The 15,604-nt window shown below is 44.7% G+C and carries 17 protein-coding genes and 1 other annotated feature; all 17 genes read left to right on the top strand.

Annotated elements, in window-relative coordinates; all coding sequences use genetic code 11:
* Window positions 1-2 precede the first annotated feature (2 nt).
* The gene (locus tag ACFO0S_RS10115) at window positions 3-419 is read left to right on the top strand and encodes a Mini-ribonuclease 3 (RefSeq protein ID WP_378141875.1); all 417 of its coding nucleotides are present in this window, start codon (window positions 3-5) and stop codon (window positions 417-419) included.
* Window positions 416-1,177 carry a 23S rRNA (guanosine(2251)-2'-O)-methyltransferase RlmB gene (rlmB, locus tag ACFO0S_RS10110; protein ID WP_378141874.1) on the top strand — a complete coding sequence of 254 codons (762 nt, stop codon included), beginning with the start codon at window positions 416-418 and terminating at the stop codon, window positions 1,175-1,177. The genes ACFO0S_RS10115 and rlmB overlap by 4 nt, the downstream gene beginning before the upstream one ends.
* A 1-nt stretch (window position 1,178) precedes the next feature.
* A complete protein-coding gene (locus tag ACFO0S_RS10105; protein ID WP_378141872.1) occupies window positions 1,179-1,691 on the top strand; it encodes an NYN domain-containing protein in 513 nt (170 codons plus the stop codon).
* A gap of 63 nt (window positions 1,692-1,754) precedes the next feature.
* A complete protein-coding gene (sigH, locus tag ACFO0S_RS10100) occupies window positions 1,755-2,396 on the top strand; it encodes an RNA polymerase sporulation sigma factor SigH (RefSeq protein ID WP_378141870.1) in 642 nt (213 codons plus the stop codon).
* A gap of 85 nt (window positions 2,397-2,481) precedes the next feature.
* Window positions 2,482-2,625 (top strand): 50S ribosomal protein L33, encoded by a 144-nt coding sequence (rpmG, locus tag ACFO0S_RS10095; protein WP_378141868.1) that lies wholly within the window; start codon window positions 2,482-2,484, stop codon window positions 2,623-2,625.
* Between the two features lie 41 nt (window positions 2,626-2,666).
* Entirely contained in the window at window positions 2,667-2,852 is a 186-nt protein-coding gene (gene secE / locus ACFO0S_RS10090) for a preprotein translocase subunit SecE (protein ID WP_378141867.1), read from the top strand.
* Between the two features lie 86 nt (window positions 2,853-2,938).
* Entirely contained in the window at window positions 2,939-3,472 is a 534-nt protein-coding gene (nusG, locus tag ACFO0S_RS10085) for a transcription termination/antitermination protein NusG (RefSeq protein ID WP_378141865.1), read from the top strand.
* Window positions 3,473-3,645: 173 nt separating this feature from the next.
* On the top strand, window positions 3,646-4,071 hold the full coding sequence (rplK, locus tag ACFO0S_RS10080; protein ID WP_378141864.1) for a 50S ribosomal protein L11: 426 nt from the start codon (window positions 3,646-3,648) through the stop codon (window positions 4,069-4,071).
* A 126-nt stretch (window positions 4,072-4,197) separates the two neighbouring features.
* Window positions 4,198-4,893, top strand: coding sequence for a 50S ribosomal protein L1 (rplA, locus tag ACFO0S_RS10075; protein ID WP_378141863.1), 696 nt, complete (start codon window positions 4,198-4,200; stop codon window positions 4,891-4,893).
* 43 nt (window positions 4,894-4,936) lie between these two features.
* Window positions 4,937-5,083: a sequence feature (ribosomal protein L10 leader region), on the top strand.
* A 31-nt stretch (window positions 5,084-5,114) separates the two neighbouring features.
* Entirely contained in the window at window positions 5,115-5,615 is a 501-nt protein-coding gene (rplJ, locus tag ACFO0S_RS10070) for a 50S ribosomal protein L10 (protein ID WP_378141862.1), read from the top strand.
* Between the two features lie 50 nt (window positions 5,616-5,665).
* On the top strand, window positions 5,666-6,025 hold the full coding sequence (gene rplL, locus ACFO0S_RS10065) for a 50S ribosomal protein L7/L12 (protein ID WP_378141861.1): 360 nt from the start codon (window positions 5,666-5,668) through the stop codon (window positions 6,023-6,025).
* Between the two features lie 83 nt (window positions 6,026-6,108).
* Window positions 6,109-6,708, top strand: coding sequence for a class I SAM-dependent methyltransferase (locus ACFO0S_RS10060; protein ID WP_378142213.1), 600 nt, complete (start codon window positions 6,109-6,111; stop codon window positions 6,706-6,708).
* A 194-nt stretch (window positions 6,709-6,902) separates the two neighbouring features.
* On the top strand, window positions 6,903-10,454 hold the full coding sequence (rpoB, locus tag ACFO0S_RS10055; protein ID WP_378141860.1) for a DNA-directed RNA polymerase subunit beta: 3,552 nt from the start codon (window positions 6,903-6,905) through the stop codon (window positions 10,452-10,454).
* A 95-nt stretch (window positions 10,455-10,549) separates the two neighbouring features.
* Window positions 10,550-14,152: a DNA-directed RNA polymerase subunit beta' gene (rpoC, locus tag ACFO0S_RS10050; protein WP_378141859.1), complete on the top strand. Its 3,603-nt coding sequence runs from the start codon at window positions 10,550-10,552 to the stop codon at window positions 14,150-14,152.
* 141 nt (window positions 14,153-14,293) lie between these two features.
* Window positions 14,294-14,554: a ribosomal L7Ae/L30e/S12e/Gadd45 family protein gene (locus tag ACFO0S_RS10045; RefSeq protein WP_378141858.1), complete on the top strand. Its 261-nt coding sequence runs from the start codon at window positions 14,294-14,296 to the stop codon at window positions 14,552-14,554.
* Window positions 14,555-14,643: 89 nt separating this feature from the next.
* Window positions 14,644-15,063, top strand: a complete 420-nt coding sequence (gene rpsL / locus ACFO0S_RS10040) for a 30S ribosomal protein S12 (RefSeq protein WP_094942217.1) — start codon at window positions 14,644-14,646, stop codon at window positions 15,061-15,063.
* Window positions 15,064-15,107: 44 nt separating this feature from the next.
* Window positions 15,108-15,578 carry a 30S ribosomal protein S7 gene (gene rpsG, locus ACFO0S_RS10035; RefSeq protein WP_094942216.1) on the top strand — a complete coding sequence of 157 codons (471 nt, stop codon included), beginning with the start codon at window positions 15,108-15,110 and terminating at the stop codon, window positions 15,576-15,578.
* The last annotated feature ends 26 nt before the right edge of the window (window positions 15,579-15,604 follow it).

The following is a 15,604-nucleotide window of genomic DNA, read 5'->3' as shown; positions in this document are numbered from 1 at the left end:
GCATGGGACTTCGACCAGCCGAAGTGAAACAGTTAAATGCACTCGCACTTGCCTACATGGGGGACGCGGTCCTCGAACGGGCAGTGCGCGAACATCTTCTTGTAAGCGGAATGATTCGGCCGAATGCCTTGCACCGGGAGGCAACCAAATACGTCTCTGCAAAAGCACAAAGTCAAATCGTCCATGAGATGATGGAACAAAACTTCTTGACAGAAGAGGAACTTGCGACTTACCGGCGCGGAAGAAATGCCAAGTCCGGCACGGTCCCGAAAAATACAGATGTGCAGACATACCGTGCGAGCAGCGGCTTTGAGGCGGTTCTTGGCAGTCTCTATCTACTTGAACAACACGCGCGTGTGGAGGAATTGCTCCACTTTGCCATCACCTATATTGAGAAACGAAAGGAGGACGCCAAATGAGTGATGCAACACAACAGACCGGCGAAATCATCGCAGGTAAAAATGCCGTCCTGGAATCTTTGAAGGCCGGACGAGAAATGAATAAAATCTGGATTGGGGAAGGTACGCAAAAAGGGGGCGTCGTGGAAATCGTCAAGCTTGCGAAAGAAGCAGGCATCATCGTTCAATTTGTCCCGAAGAAAAAACTCGATCAGTTAACAGATTCCGTCCATCAAGGTGTGGTGGCCTCCGTTGCCGCCTATCACTATGCTGAACTCGATGATTTGTTTGAGCTAGCCGCTTCGCGTAGTGAAGATCCATTTTTCCTGATTCTTGACGAACTGGAAGACCCTCATAACCTTGGTTCGATCTTGCGTACGGCGGATGCGGTAGGTGCGCACGGCATTATTATTCCAAAACGCCGAGCAGTTGGACTCACAGCGGTCGTGGCAAAAGCTTCGACAGGGGCCATTGAACATGTCCCAGTCCACCGTGCAACCAACCTGGCGCAAGTCATTGATGAACTGAAAAAACGTGGCGTGTGGATTGCCGGTACAGATGCGAAAGAATCTACAGATTACCGTCGTATGGATGCAACGCTTCCTCTTGCTGTTATTATCGGTGGAGAAGGAAAAGGAATGGGCCGCTTGATGCGTGACAAGTGTGATTTCTTGTATCACATGCCGATGGTCGGTCATGTAACAAGTTTGAATGCTTCTGTTGCGGCGTCTCTTCTGATGTATGAAGTATATCGTAACCGTCATCCACTAGGGAAATAGCATGAAACAGATCTTACTCGTCGATGGCTACAACATCATTGGTGCTTGGAAAGAGCTGCGCGAGCTAAAAGAAGCGAAATTAATCGATGCACGGGACCGTTTGATCGAGCATATGGCGGAATATCAGGCGTATATGGGATGTGAGGTCATCATTGTCTTTGATGCCCACCTTGTTCCGGGGATTGAAGCGAAAGAGAAGAAGTACAAGTTACAGATCATCTATACACGAGAAAACGAGACGGCTGATGAACGCATTGAGAAGTTGGCGTCTCAACTCATCAACCGACGCACCCAAGTCGTTGTCGCGACCTCCGATTCCATTGAACAGTGGGTCATCTTTGCGCAAGGTGCCCTTCGGAAGTCTGCGCGGGAGCTCGAAATTGAGATGGGACTTGTAGAAAAACAAATCACGAAAGAAGTCGAAACCATTCAGAAGTTAAATGGGCATTCCAAAATCCCATTGAGTGCAGAAGTGGCAGAAATTTTTGAAAAATGGCGCAGAGGATTGAAATGATGCATTGAAGGCGTTTCCAAAGTCCGCTATACTAGAGACAACAAGCGCATCTGAGGTGACTTCATGGAAAAGACAGCATACGCAGTTCCTCCCTTTGCGGTTCTTCCGGATGATGAGATTCTAGAACTCGTTCATGCAGGGAATACCGAAGCACTCGATTTTCTGATAACCAAATACAAACCTCTTGTACGCATGAAAAGTAAATCCTATTTTTTGATTGGTGCGGACAAAGAGGACATCTTGCAAGAAGGCATGATTGGTTTATATAAAGCCATTCGTGATTTTCGTGAGGAAAAATTGACATCGTTTCGCGCGTTTGCGGAATTGTGTATTACGCGGCAAATCATTACGGCCATCAAGACGGCGACGCGTCAAAAGCACATCCCGCTGAATTCGTATGTGTCGCTCGACAAACCGGTCTATGACGAAGAGTCGGAGCGAACACTTCTCGATACGATTGCCAGTACGGTTGTGGATGACCCAGAACAACTGCTTATCAGTCAGGAAAGCTTTGATTTCATGGAAGAGAAGATGGGGGAGATGCTGAGCGATTTGGAACAGCAAGTCCTCATGCTCTACATCGAAGGTCAGAGTTATCAAGAGATTTCGGAGCAGTTGAATCGCCATGTGAAATCCATTGACAATGCATTGCAGCGTGTCAAACGGAAACTAGAACGCTATGCCGAAGTAGAGACCATGGTTTGATGACAACGTGTGACAAACGTGGTTGACACAGGAAAAATCAGGTGATACGCTTGTAAAAGACTTCAGGAGCCAGAAGGTGATTGATATGTCACAAAAAATTAGTTTAAGTTGTACACAGTGTGGCAGTCGGAATTATACGGTCCCTGCTAAATCAACATCAACGCGTATTGAACGCAAGAAATTTTGTGCGCATTGCAATGCACATACACTTCATAAGCAAACACTGTAAATATACATCGTAAGATCCCATGCATGGAGGTTTTAGCTCGAATGGCTAATGTAGGTAATTTCTTTAAAAACGTCGTTTCAGAAATGCGTAAGGTCAGCTGGCCACGCCGTAAGGAACTGACGCGTTACACGATCATCGTATTGTCCACGGTTGTTATTGTTGCTTTATTCTTTGCAGTTGTTGATTTAGGCATTACAGAATTATTCCGCTGGTACCTTGATCTGTAAAAAGCAGCAGCTTGATATGTGAACGAATAGCCCGTCTTACTAACGGGTTTTTTCATTTGGAAAGAAAAAAGGAGGTTTCCACACCGATGGAGAAGAATTGGTATGTTGTCCACACGTACTCTGGGTATGAAAACAAAGTAAAAGCCAACCTAGAAAAACGTGTGGAAACAATGGGAATGCAGGACAAGATTTTTCGCGTCATCATTCCGGAAGAGCAAGAAACAGATTATAAAGACGGCAAAAAGCGTACAGTGATGCGTAAAACATTCCCTGGGTATGTCCTTGTTGAATTAATTATGACGGACGACGCATGGTATGTTGTGCGAAACACACCAGGAGTAACAGGATTCATCGGTTCATCAGGTGGAGGAACGAAACCAACGCCTCTATTACCGGAGGAAGTTGGTTTTATCTTGAAACAAATGGGGATGTCAGAACGCAAAGTGGAAATGGACTTTGAAGTCGGTGAAATGGTCGAAGTACTCGAAGGACCTTTTGCGCACTTCCAAGGAAAAGTGGAAGCACTCGACGGTTCAAAAGGCAAAATTACTGTATCTGTCGACATGTTTGGACGCGAAACGAACATGGAGCTTGATTACGAACAAGTACAAAAAATATAAATTCCGTTTTCCTACTTGCGGAACATTGGAAATTATAGTATCATTTCAAAGGTCAGGCTGAAAAAGTCTGCCTAACAAATTTTATTACTGTAAGCAGCGTAACGCTGAGAGACAGATATTGAGTGGGAGGGGCAACCCTATTACCACATCACGGACTTAAGGAGGTGTGTCTCGTGGCTAAAAAAGTGATTAAAGTTGTTAAACTACAAATCCCTGCAGCGAAAGCTAACCCGGCTCCACCAGTTGGACCAGCACTAGGTCAAGCAGGTGTGAACATCATGGGATTCTGTAAGGAGTTCAACGCACGTACTGCTGATCAAGCAGGACTAATCATTCCGGTTGAAATTTCTGTATTTGAAGACCGTTCATTTACATTCATTACAAAAACTCCACCGGCAGCAGTTCTACTTAAAGTAGCAGCTGGTATTCAATCTGGATCAGGTGAACCAAACCGCGTAAAAGTGGCAACGGTGAAACGTGATAAAGTACGCGAAATTGCGGAACAAAAAATGCCAGATTTAAATGCAGCATCTGTTGAAGCAGCTATGTTGATGGTTGAAGGTACTGCACGCAGCATGGGTATTAAGATCGAAGATTAATCCTATGCGCTATTGATATGACGCGTTTGTTTTGGGGGTTGCAGTTGTTCATAATAATGAATAGCTGCAGCCCTTAAATGTGGGAGGTTTATTCCGCTAAGACCACTATAAGGAGGACATTTTAAAATGGCTAAACAAGGTAAAAAACTGCAAGAGGCAGTAAAATTAGTAGACCGCACGAAATTATATTCTGTTGACGAGGCAATCGAGCTTGCGAAAAAAACAAGCACTGTGAACTTCGATGCAACAGTTGAAGTGGCATTCCGTCTTGGAATCGACACTCGTAAAAACGACCAGCAAATCCGTGGAGCAGTTGTGCTTCCAAACGGTACTGGTAAAACTCAACGAGTTCTTGTATTCGCAAAAGGGGAAAAAGCAAAAGAAGCAGAAGCTGCTGGCGCTGACTTCGTAGGCGATGCAGACTTCATCAACAAAATCCAACAAGGATGGTTTGACTTCGACGTGATCGTAGCAACTCCTGACATGATGGGTGAAGTTGGTAAAATCGGACGTGTATTAGGACCAAAAGGTTTAATGCCGAACCCGAAAACAGGTACAGTTACATTTGACGTAACAAAAGCAGTAAACGAAATCAAAGCTGGTAAAGTTGAATACCGTGCGGACAAAGCTGGAATCATCCACGCGCCAATCGGAAAAGCTTCTTTCGATAACGAAAAATTAGCTGAGAACTTCAAAACTGTCTTTGATGTGATTCAAAAAGCGAAACCTGCTGCAGCAAAAGGTGTCTACATGAAGTCTGTTGTCGTAACAACTACAATGGGTCCTTCTGTGAAGATCGACGCTCTAGCTGCTTCAAAATAAGTATTGACACTAATGAGGGGCATCTGTTAAGATGTCTCTTGTTGTAACTTAATCATTTGTACCGAAGACAGCAGGTGCACATTTTGTGCTTAATATTCCTGCCGAGGACAAGCAAAATTCAGATTCTTTCGTGATGATGACTTTTACTGCCTTCGTGTCTTCTGAGACCGGAGGCTTTTCTTTTGTCGGTATAAATGGCAATTCTAATAGGAGGTGCCACTATGAGCAAAGCAATCGAAACAAAACAAGTGCAAGTGAAAGAAATCGCTGAGAAGTTCCAAGCTGCTGCTTCTGTTGTCGTTGTTGATTACCGTGGTTTAAACGTTGCGCAAGTAACAGAACTTCGTAAACAACTTCGTGAAGCTGGAGTGGAGTTCAAAGTATTCAAGAACTCTCTAACTCGTCGTGCGACTGAGTCTGTTGGCTTTGAAGCATTAAACGAGCACTTAACAGGTCCAAACGCAGTTGCATTTTCTACTGAAGATGTAGTAGCTCCAGCGAAAATCATCAATGATTTCGCGAAAAAGAACGAAGCGCTTGAAATCAAAGCGGGAATCATCGAAGGTACGGTTGCATCTGCAGCAGACGTAAAAGCTCTTGCAGAACTTCCATCACGCGAAGGCCTACTTTCTATGCTACTTTCTGTGCTTCAAGCTCCAATGCGCAACTTCGCGCTTGCAACAAAAGCTGTTGCAGAACAAAAAGAAGAGCAAGGCGCTTAAGAGCAGCCGCGTAGCTTCAAACACTTATATCCAAATAGGAGGAAATTAAAATGAAAAACGAGCAAATCTTAGAAGCAATCAAAGAAATGACAGTTCTTGAACTTAACGACCTAGTAAAAGCAATCGAAGAAGAATTTGGTGTAACTGCTGCTGCTCCTGTAGCTGCTGCTGCTGGTGGCGCTGTTGCTGCTGAAGAGCAAACTGAATTTGACGTAATCCTAGCTTCTGCTGGCGATCAAAAAATCAAAGTAATCAAAGTGGTACGTGAAATCACTGGTCTTGGCTTGAAAGAAGCTAAAGAAGTAGTAGATAACGCTCCTAAAGCACTTAAAGAAGGCGTATCTAAAGAAGACGCTGAAGCTATGAAAGCTCAACTTGAAGAAGTAGGCGCTAACGTAGAAGTTAAGTAATTTTTTCTTGCTTATTCTTGAGAAGCCCGTCATTTCGTGACGGGCTTTTCTTCATTTTTTTCCATCGAAAGGAGAGGGACGACATCGCTGACCATTATTATTCCAACCGACCGGACGCAGAAAGTGCACCGGCTGTCATCAAGCATACGGGCAGAGGTCACCACATGACACTTGAAACGGACCGTGGGGTCTTTAGTAAAAGCGGAGTAGATTTTGGTTCCCGACTATTGATTGAAGCGTTTGAAGCGCCGACCATAGAAGGAGATTTTGCGGATATCGGCTGTGGATACGGTCCGATTGGCTTATCACTTGCTAAAGATTTTCCTGAACGCCAAATCCATATGGTGGACGTGAATGAACGAGCGGTGGCGCTTGCTCAGAAAAATGCAGAACGCAACGGGGTTCAAAATGTGCGAATTGACGCAAGCGATGGCATGGAAAACGTGCCTTCAGGACTTGCGGCTGTCATCACCAATCCTCCCATTCGGGCTGGAAAAGAAACCATCTTCAAATTTTACAAAGAAGCACGCGAACGACTTGTTTCGGGAGGAGACCTTTGGGTCGTGATTCAAAAGAAGCAAGGCGCTCCTTCGACAAAAGAGTTTCTAGAAGGTCTATATAACGAAGTGGATGTCGTAGAAAAAGTCAAGGGATATTGGATTTTAAAGGCCAAGAAATATTGACTTGACAAATTCGCTATGATATTATAATAAAATGCAAAAAAATTATTTTGTAGGAGTATGCCCATTTTTAAAGCAGGCTCCCTCAAATTGTTTATGTAATCGAAAATGAGCTCTAACTTAGAACTCGTTTTCTTTTTGTCTTTATCGCTGCTTGCCAGCAAAGAAAGAAAATTGTTTCTTGAGGGGTGAATAAGTTGACAGGTCAACTAGTTCAGTACGGACAACACCGCCAGCGCAGAAGTTTTGCGCGTATTAGTGAGGTGCTGGATCTTCCGAATCTAATTGAGATTCAGACGGCATCTTATGAGTGGTTTTTAGAAGAAGGATTGCGTGAAATGTTCAAAGATATCTCACCAATCGAAGATTTTACGGGGAACCTATCCCTCGAATTCGTGGACTACAAATTAGGCGAGCCTAAGTATTCCGTCGACGAATCAAAAGAGCGTGATGCAACGTATGCTGCACCACTACGTGTGAAGGTTCGTCTTCACAATAAAGAGACAGACGAAGTAAAAGAGCAAGATGTATTCATGGGTGACTTCCCGCTTATGACAGAAACAGGCACATTCATCATCAATGGTGCTGAGCGTGTTATCGTTTCTCAATTAGTTCGTTCCCCTAGTGTATATTTCCACGATAAAACAGATAAAAACGGTAAAAAAGGCTTTGGCGCTACAGTGATCCCAAACCGTGGAGCTTGGCTTGAGTATGAAATCGATGCAAAGGACGTTGTGTATGTCCGTATCGACCGTACACGTAAATTACCGGTAACTGTGTTATTGCGTGCTTTAGGATTTGGAACTGACCAAGAAATCATTGATCTTCTTGGAGACAACGAATACTTACGCAACACACTTGAAAAAGACAACACAGAAACAACAGAGAAAGCACTTCTTGAAATCTACGAGCGTCTTCGTCCGGGCGAGCCGCCTACAGTAGAGAGTGCAAAAAACCTTCTTTATTCCCGTTTCTTTGACGCGAAGCGTTACGATTTAGCGAACGTGGGTCGTTACAAAATGAATAAAAAGTTACACATCAAGAACCGTCTATTCAACCAAACGATTGCTGAAACACTCGTTGATCCTGAAACAGGTGAAATTCTTGTAGAAGAAGGCACAATGATTGATCGTCGCGTGCTTGACCGTTTAATTCCGAACTTAGAAAATGGCATCGGCTTCAAAACGCTTTCACAAGTTGGTGGCGTGTTAGAAGACGATATCACGATTCAGTCGGTGAAAATCTATGCACCAAATGACGAGAATCAAAAAGAAATCAACGTCATCAGCAATGCGTATGTGGCGGAAGAAATTAAAAATATCACACCTGCGGATATCATTTCTTCAATTTCTTACTTCTTTAACCTTTTATACAACGTTGGAAACACGGATGATATCGATCACCTAGGAAATCGTCGTCTGCGTTCCGTTGGTGAGCTTCTGCAAAACCAATTCCGTATCGGTCTATCCCGTATGGAACGTGTGGTACGTGAACGTATGTCAATTAATGACACACAATCAATCGTGCCCCAGCAGTTAATCAACATCCGTCCAGTGATTGCGTCGATCAAAGAGTTCTTCGGAAGCTCACAGCTTTCTCAGTTCATGGATCAGACAAACCCACTTGCGGAACTGACGCACAAACGTCGTCTATCGGCACTCGGGCCTGGTGGTTTAACACGTGAGCGTGCTGGATTCGAAGTACGTGACGTTCACTACTCTCACTATGGTCGTATGTGTCCGATTGAAACGCCAGAGGGTCCAAACATTGGACTGATCAACTCACTTTCTAGCTTTGCGAAAGTGAATAAGTTCGGTTTCATCGAAACACCATATCGTCGCGTCGATCCGGAAACAGGTCTTGTGACTAGCCGTATCGATTATCTAACAGCGGACGAAGAAGATAACTACGTAGTGGCACAAGCAAACTCCATCTTAACGGATGAGGGTGGCTTTGAGAACGAAGAAGTTGTAGGACGCTTCCGTGGAGATAACACGGTCTTCCGCCGTGAGCAGATCGATTACATGGATGTATCACCGAAGCAAGTTGTTTCGGCTGCGACAGCATGTATCCCGTTCTTAGAAAACGATGACTCCAACCGTGCCCTTATGGGAGCGAACATGCAACGTCAAGCCGTGCCTCTTTTAAACCCGGAAGCACCGTTTGTTGGAACAGGTATGGAGCACGTCAACGCACGTGATTCAGGGGCTGCTGTGGTAGCAAAGTACCATGGTATCGTCGAACACGTCGAAGCAAAAGAAATTCGCGTTCGCCGCATCGAAGAAGTCGATGGCAAAGAAGTAAAAGGCGACTTAACTACGTATAAACTTCAAAAGTTCATTCGTTCGAACCAAGGGACAAGCTATAACCAACGCCCGATCGTTCGTGTCGGTGATGTCGTGAAACCTAAAGACATTCTTGCAGATGGTCCTTCTATGGAAGCAGGAGAGCTTGCGCTTGGCCGTAACGTTCTTGTTGCCTTCATGACATGGGATGGATACAACTACGAGGATGCGGTCATCATGAGTGAACGTCTTGTGAAAGACGACGTGTACACATCTGTCCATATTGAAGAGTATGAGTCAGAGTCTCGTGACACGAAGCTTGGACCGGAAGAAATCACACGTGACATTCCAAATGTCGGTGAAGAAGCACTTCGTAACTTAGACGACCGCGGAATCATCCGTATTGGGGCTGAAGTACGTGATGGCGATATCTTAGTTGGTAAAGTAACACCTAAAGGGGTTACGGAATTAACAGCTGAAGAACGCCTGTTACACGCAATCTTCGGTGAAAAAGCACGTGAAGTTCGTGATACCTCTCTACGTGTACCTCACGGTGCAGGCGGGATCATCTTGGACGTGAAAGTGTTCAACCGTGAAGACGGCGATGAGCTTCCACCGGGTGTGAACCAACTGGTTCGTGCGTACATCGTGCAAAAACGTAAAATCTCTGTTGGAGATAAAATGGCCGGTCGTCACGGAAATAAAGGGGTTATCTCACGCATCTTGCCTGAAGAAGATATGCCTTTCCTTCCAGACGGTACACCAGTCGACATCATGTTGAACCCGCTTGGGGTTCCATCACGTATGAACATTGGTCAGGTACTTGAGCTACACCTTGGTATGGCTGCTCGTACACTGGGCTTACACATGGCTTCTCCAGTATTCGATGGTGCGAATGAAGAAGATGTATGGGCGACAATGGAAGAAGCAGGGATGAATCGTGACGGGAAAACCGTACTATACGATGGCCGCTCTGGTGAACCATTCGATAACCGTGTATCTGTCGGAATCATGTACATGATCAAACTTGCACACATGGTTGATGACAAACTTCATGCACGGTCAACAGGACCTTACTCATTAGTTACGCAACAGCCACTGGGTGGTAAAGCTCAGTTTGGTGGACAGCGTTTCGGTGAGATGGAGGTTTGGGCACTTGAGGCATATGGAGCTGCGTACACACTTCAAGAAATCTTGACAGTGAAATCCGATGACGTGGTGGGTCGTGTGAAAACATACGAAGCCATCGTTAAAGGCGAGAGCGTTCCAGAACCTGGTGTTCCAGAATCATTCAAAGTATTAATCAAAGAGCTTCAGTCATTAGGTATGGACGTGAAGATGATGACGATCAATGACGAAGAAATTGAGCTTCGTGATTTAGAAGAAGATGAAGATCTTCCGTCAGCAGAAGCACTAGGCATCTTGCCTCCAGTGGCAGAAGAAACAGCCGGATCAGTAGAATAAATGAATGTTTGCGGGAGGGTTCGTCTCTTCCCGCCTATCTAAAAGCAGAGCTGCTTAAAGTCTTTTCAAGACAACACTAGAGGGAGGTAGGCTCCTTGATAGACGTTAATAACTTCGAATATATGAAAATTGGTCTTGCTTCACCAGACAAGATTCGTTCGTGGTCTTATGGAGAAGTCAAAAAACCAGAAACAATTAACTACCGTACACTGAAACCTGAGAAAGATGGGTTGTTCTGTGAACGTATTTTCGGTCCTACAAAGGACTGGGAATGTCACTGCGGAAAATACAAACGTGTTCGCTATAAAGGCGTCGTTTGTGACCGCTGTGGAGTAGAAGTCACACGTGCAAAAGTACGTCGTGAGCGTATGGGTCATATTGAGCTTGCAGCTCCTGTGTCACATATTTGGTACTTCAAAGGCATTCCAAGCCGCATGGGCTTAATTTTAGATATGTCGCCACGTTCTTTAGAAGAAGTCATTTACTTCGCTTCATACGTCGTGGTTGATCCAGCGGATACGCCGCTTGAAAAGAAACAACTTCTTTCTGAAAAAGAATACCGCGCATACCGCGATAAATTCGGTACGAAATTCCAAGCAGCTATGGGAGCAGAAGCGATCAAACGTCTGCTTGAGGAAATCGACCTTGAGAAAGAAACCGAAACATTAAAAGAAGAATTGAAAACGGCTCAAGGCCAACGTCGTACACGTGCGATTAAACGTCTTGAAGTAGTGGAATCATTCCGTAACTCTGGAAACAAACCAGACTGGATGATCCTTGATGTTCTTCCTGTTATCCCACCGGAATTACGTCCGATGGTACAGTTAGATGGTGGTCGTTTCGCAACGTCTGACTTAAATGACTTGTACCGCCGTGTAATCAACCGGAACAACCGTCTAAAACGTCTTCTTGACCTTGGTGCCCCAAGCATCATCGTTCAAAATGAAAAGCGTATGCTTCAAGAAGCCGTGGATGCACTGATTGACAATGGTCGTCGTGGCCGTCCAGTTACTGGACCAGGTAACCGTCCATTGAAATCACTATCACACATGCTGAAAGGGAAGCAAGGGCGTTTCCGTCAGAACTTACTTGGTAAACGTGTTGACTATTCTGGTCGTTCGGTTATCGTTGTAGGTCCTAACTTGAAGATGTACCAGTGTGGTCTTCCAAAAGAAATGGCGATCGAGCTATTCAAGCCTTTCGTAATGAAAGAATTGGTAGAACGTGGCCTAGCACACAACATCAAATCAGCAAAACGCAAAATTGAGCGTCTGCATTCTGAAGTGTGGGATGTACTTGAAGACGTCATTCGTGAGCATCCAGTATTACTAAACCGTGCACCAACGCTTCACCGATTAGGAATCCAGGCATTTGAACCAACACTTGTTGAAGGTCGTGCCATCCGTCTACACCCACTCGTCTGTACAGCGTACAACGCCGACTTCGATGGTGACCAAATGGCGGTTCACGTTCCGTTATCAGCAGAAGCTCAAGCAGAAGCTCGTCTTCTCATGCTTGCTGCACAAAACATCTTGAACCCGAAAGACGGGAAACCAGTTGTTACACCATCTCAGGATATGGTATTAGGAAACTACTACTTAACTCTTGAGCGTCAAGGGGCACGTGGTGAAGGTTCTGTCTTCTACGGTCCAGATGAAGTGTTATTAGCGTATACAAATGGACATGTTCATTTGCACTCACGTATTGCAATTTCTGCAGCTTCTTTAAACAACCAAACGTTTACAGAAGAACAAAATAAAATGTTGTTATTAACGACAGTTGGTAAAGTGATTTTCAATGAAATCCTTCCAGAGGAATTCCCATACATCAACGAACCGACTGACTTTAACTTACAAGTAGAAACGCCTGCGAAATACTTCGTTCCAACGAATACAGATGTGAAAAAACATTTCGAAGACGTGGAACTAGTATCTCCATTCAAGAAAAAGATTCTTGGAAACATCATCGCGGAAGTATTTAAACAATTCCACATCACGGAAACGTCTAAAATGCTTGACCGCATGAAGGCTCTAGGATTCAAACACTCGACTCGTGCAGGTATTACAATCGGGATTTCCGATATCGTAGTATTACCGGACAAAGGCGAAATCCTTGAAGAAGCGCAAAGCAAAGTGGACAAAGTAACAAAGCAATTCCGTCGCGGTTTGATCACGGAAGACGAGCGTTATGCAAGTGTTATTAGCCAGTGGAGTAAAGCAAAAGAAGTCATCCAAGACAAGCTGATGCAATCTCTTGATAAATTGAACCCAATCTTCATGATGCAAGACTCTGGAGCACGTGGTAACGCGTCCAACTTCACGCAGCTTGCAGGGATGCGGGGTCTGATGGCCAACCCGGCTGGTCGTATCATCGAGTTACCAATCAAATCTTCCTTCCGTGAAGGTCTGACAGTACTTGAATACTTCATCTCAACTCACGGTGCGCGTAAAGGTCTTGCCGATACAGCCCTGAAAACAGCTGACTCAGGTTACTTGACACGTCGACTTGTTGACGTTGCACAAGATGTCATCGTTCGTGAAGACGATTGTGGCACAGACCGCGGTCTTGAAATTGGTTCACTTATGGAAGGTACAGAAGTTATTGAGGAGTTCGGCGAGCGTATCGTTGGACGTCACACGAAGAAAACTGTGTTCCATCCGGAAACAGGTGCAGTCATCGTAGAGAAAGACGGCCTGATTACACAAGACGTTGCACGTGATATTGCAGAAGCAGGTCTTGAGAAATTAACGATCCGCTCTGCATTCACATGTAATACAAAACATGGTGTTTGTAAGAAATGTTATGGTCTAAACCTTGCAACAGGCGACACAGTAGAAGTTGGGGAAGCTGTTGGTATCATCGCTGCCCAGTCTATTGGAGAACCAGGTACACAGTTAACGATGCGTACATTCCACACAGGTGGGGTTGCCGGAGACGATATTACACAAGGTCTTCCACGTATCCAGGAAATCTTCGAGGCGCGTAATCCGAAAGGACAAGCTGTGATCTCTGAAGTTCATGGGACGATTGAGAAGGTCGATGAAATTCGTGAAGGCCAAAAAGAAATTACAGTCCAAGGCGACGTGGAGACACGCAAATACTTGGCACCATACAATGCCCGTCTGAAAGTAGTAGAAGGCGATACAGTGGAACGTGGTCAAGTCATGACAGAAGGTTCAATCGATCCGAAAGAACTTCTTCGCGTCAAAGATGTCAACACCGTTCAATTGTACTTGCTGAAAGAAGTTCAGAAAGTATACCGTATGCAAGGGGTAGAAATCGGAGACAAGCACATCGAAGTGATGGTTCGCCAAATGCTTCGTAAAGTCCGCGTCATCGAAGCTGGTGAAACAGAGCTCCTTCCAGGTTCACTTCTGGATGTACATCAGTTCGCTGAAGCAAATCGTGATGCTGTTCTTGAAGGAAAACTTCCGGCAACTTGTCGTCCAGTTATCCTGGGGATCACAAAAGCATCTCTTGAAACGGAATCCTTCTTATCTGCCGCGTCATTCCAGGAGACAACTCGTGTCCTTACAGATGCAGCAATCAAAGGAAAACGTGATGAGTTGCTTGGTCTTAAAGAGAATGTTATCATCGGTAAACTTGTACCAGCAGGTACGGGAATGCAACGCTACCGTCAATTGCGCTTAGCAAAAGACGAGTTAGAAGAAGATTTAGAAACAGTAAGCGCTGAGTAAGCCATACATTTGTGGCGGGTGTTCTCTCCTGAGAGAATACCCGTTACTTTTTTCTTGTTTCATGTTGACACGATTCTGTAGAGATGATAATATGTTTAAGGTTGATAGTTCTATGACTTGACCGCTTTGGAGGATATGCAAATGTCTTATGAAAAAGTGAAGCAAGCAGACAAGACGATCATCGGTACAAAGCAAGCAGTAAAAGCTGCACGAAACGGGTCTTTATCTGAAATTATTGTTGCGATGGACGCAGAAATGCACGTCATAGCACCGGTACTGGAAGCGGCTAAACAGCATGGCATCCCAGTCAGCTATGTACCATCCAAACAAATGCTTGGGAAAGTGGCGGGCCTTCGGGTCAACGCTTCGGTTGTGGCAATTACTGACTCACGGTTTTTGTGAATTTCACAAAGCCTTTGTTTTTTACCTAAAAATGAACCACCTGGATGTGTGGTCTTAAATCAACAACTAAATGAAGGGAGGACAAATCGATGCCTACAATTAACCAATTGGTCCGTAAGCCTCGTAAATCCAACGTTACTAAGTCAAAATCACCAGCACTAGGAAAAGGCTACAACAGCTTTAAAAAATCTACGACAAACTTAAACTCGCCTCAAAAGCGTGGGGTTTGTACGCGTGTTGGTACAATGACACCGAAGAAACCGAACTCGGCTCTTCGTAAATATGCTCGTGTACGTTTAACGAACACACTGGAAGTAACTGCTTACATTCCAGGAGAAGGTCACAACCTTCAAGAGCACAGCGTTGTACTTATCCGTGGCGGTCGAGTAAAAGATTTACCAGGGGTACGTTACCACATCGTTCGTGGTGCACTTGATACTGCTGGTGTTAATGGTCGTATGCAAAGCCGTTCACTATACGGTACTAAGCGTCCGAAAGAAAAGAAATAATTTCGCACTATAAATCGTAACAATCTTTGAAAGGAGGAAAACACATGCCTCGTAAAGGTCCTGTTTCCAAACGTGACGTGTTACCAGATCCAATTTACAATTCAAAGCTCGTAACACGCTTAATTAATAAAATGATGATTGATGGTAAAAGAGGTACTTCTCAAAAGATTCTTTATGGAGCGTTCGAATTAGTAAAAGAGCGTTCTGGTAAAGATCCACTAGAAGTATTCGAAGCTGCTTTAAACAATGTAATGCCAGTACTTGAAGTACGTGCACGCCGTGTAGGTGGAGCTAACTACCAAGTGCCAGTTGAGGTTCGCCCTGACCGTCGTTCTACTTTAGGTCTTCGTTACCTAGTTAACTATTCTCGTCTACGTGGTGAGAAAACAATGGAAGAGCGTTTAGCGAATGAAATCCTAGATGCGTCTAACAACACGGGTGCTTCTGTTAAGAAGCGCGAAGATATGCACAAAATGGCAGAAGCGAACAAAGCATTCGCTCACTACCGCTGGTAGGATTTATTCCTATCTAGTCACGCTAA

This window comes from Chryseomicrobium palamuruense (genome assembly GCF_042649045.1).
GTDB classification, from domain to species: domain Bacteria; phylum Bacillota; class Bacilli; order Bacillales_A; family Planococcaceae; genus Chryseomicrobium; species Chryseomicrobium palamuruense.
Note: the sequence above shows the minus strand (reverse complement) of the source record. Positions and strands in the feature narration are given on the sequence as shown.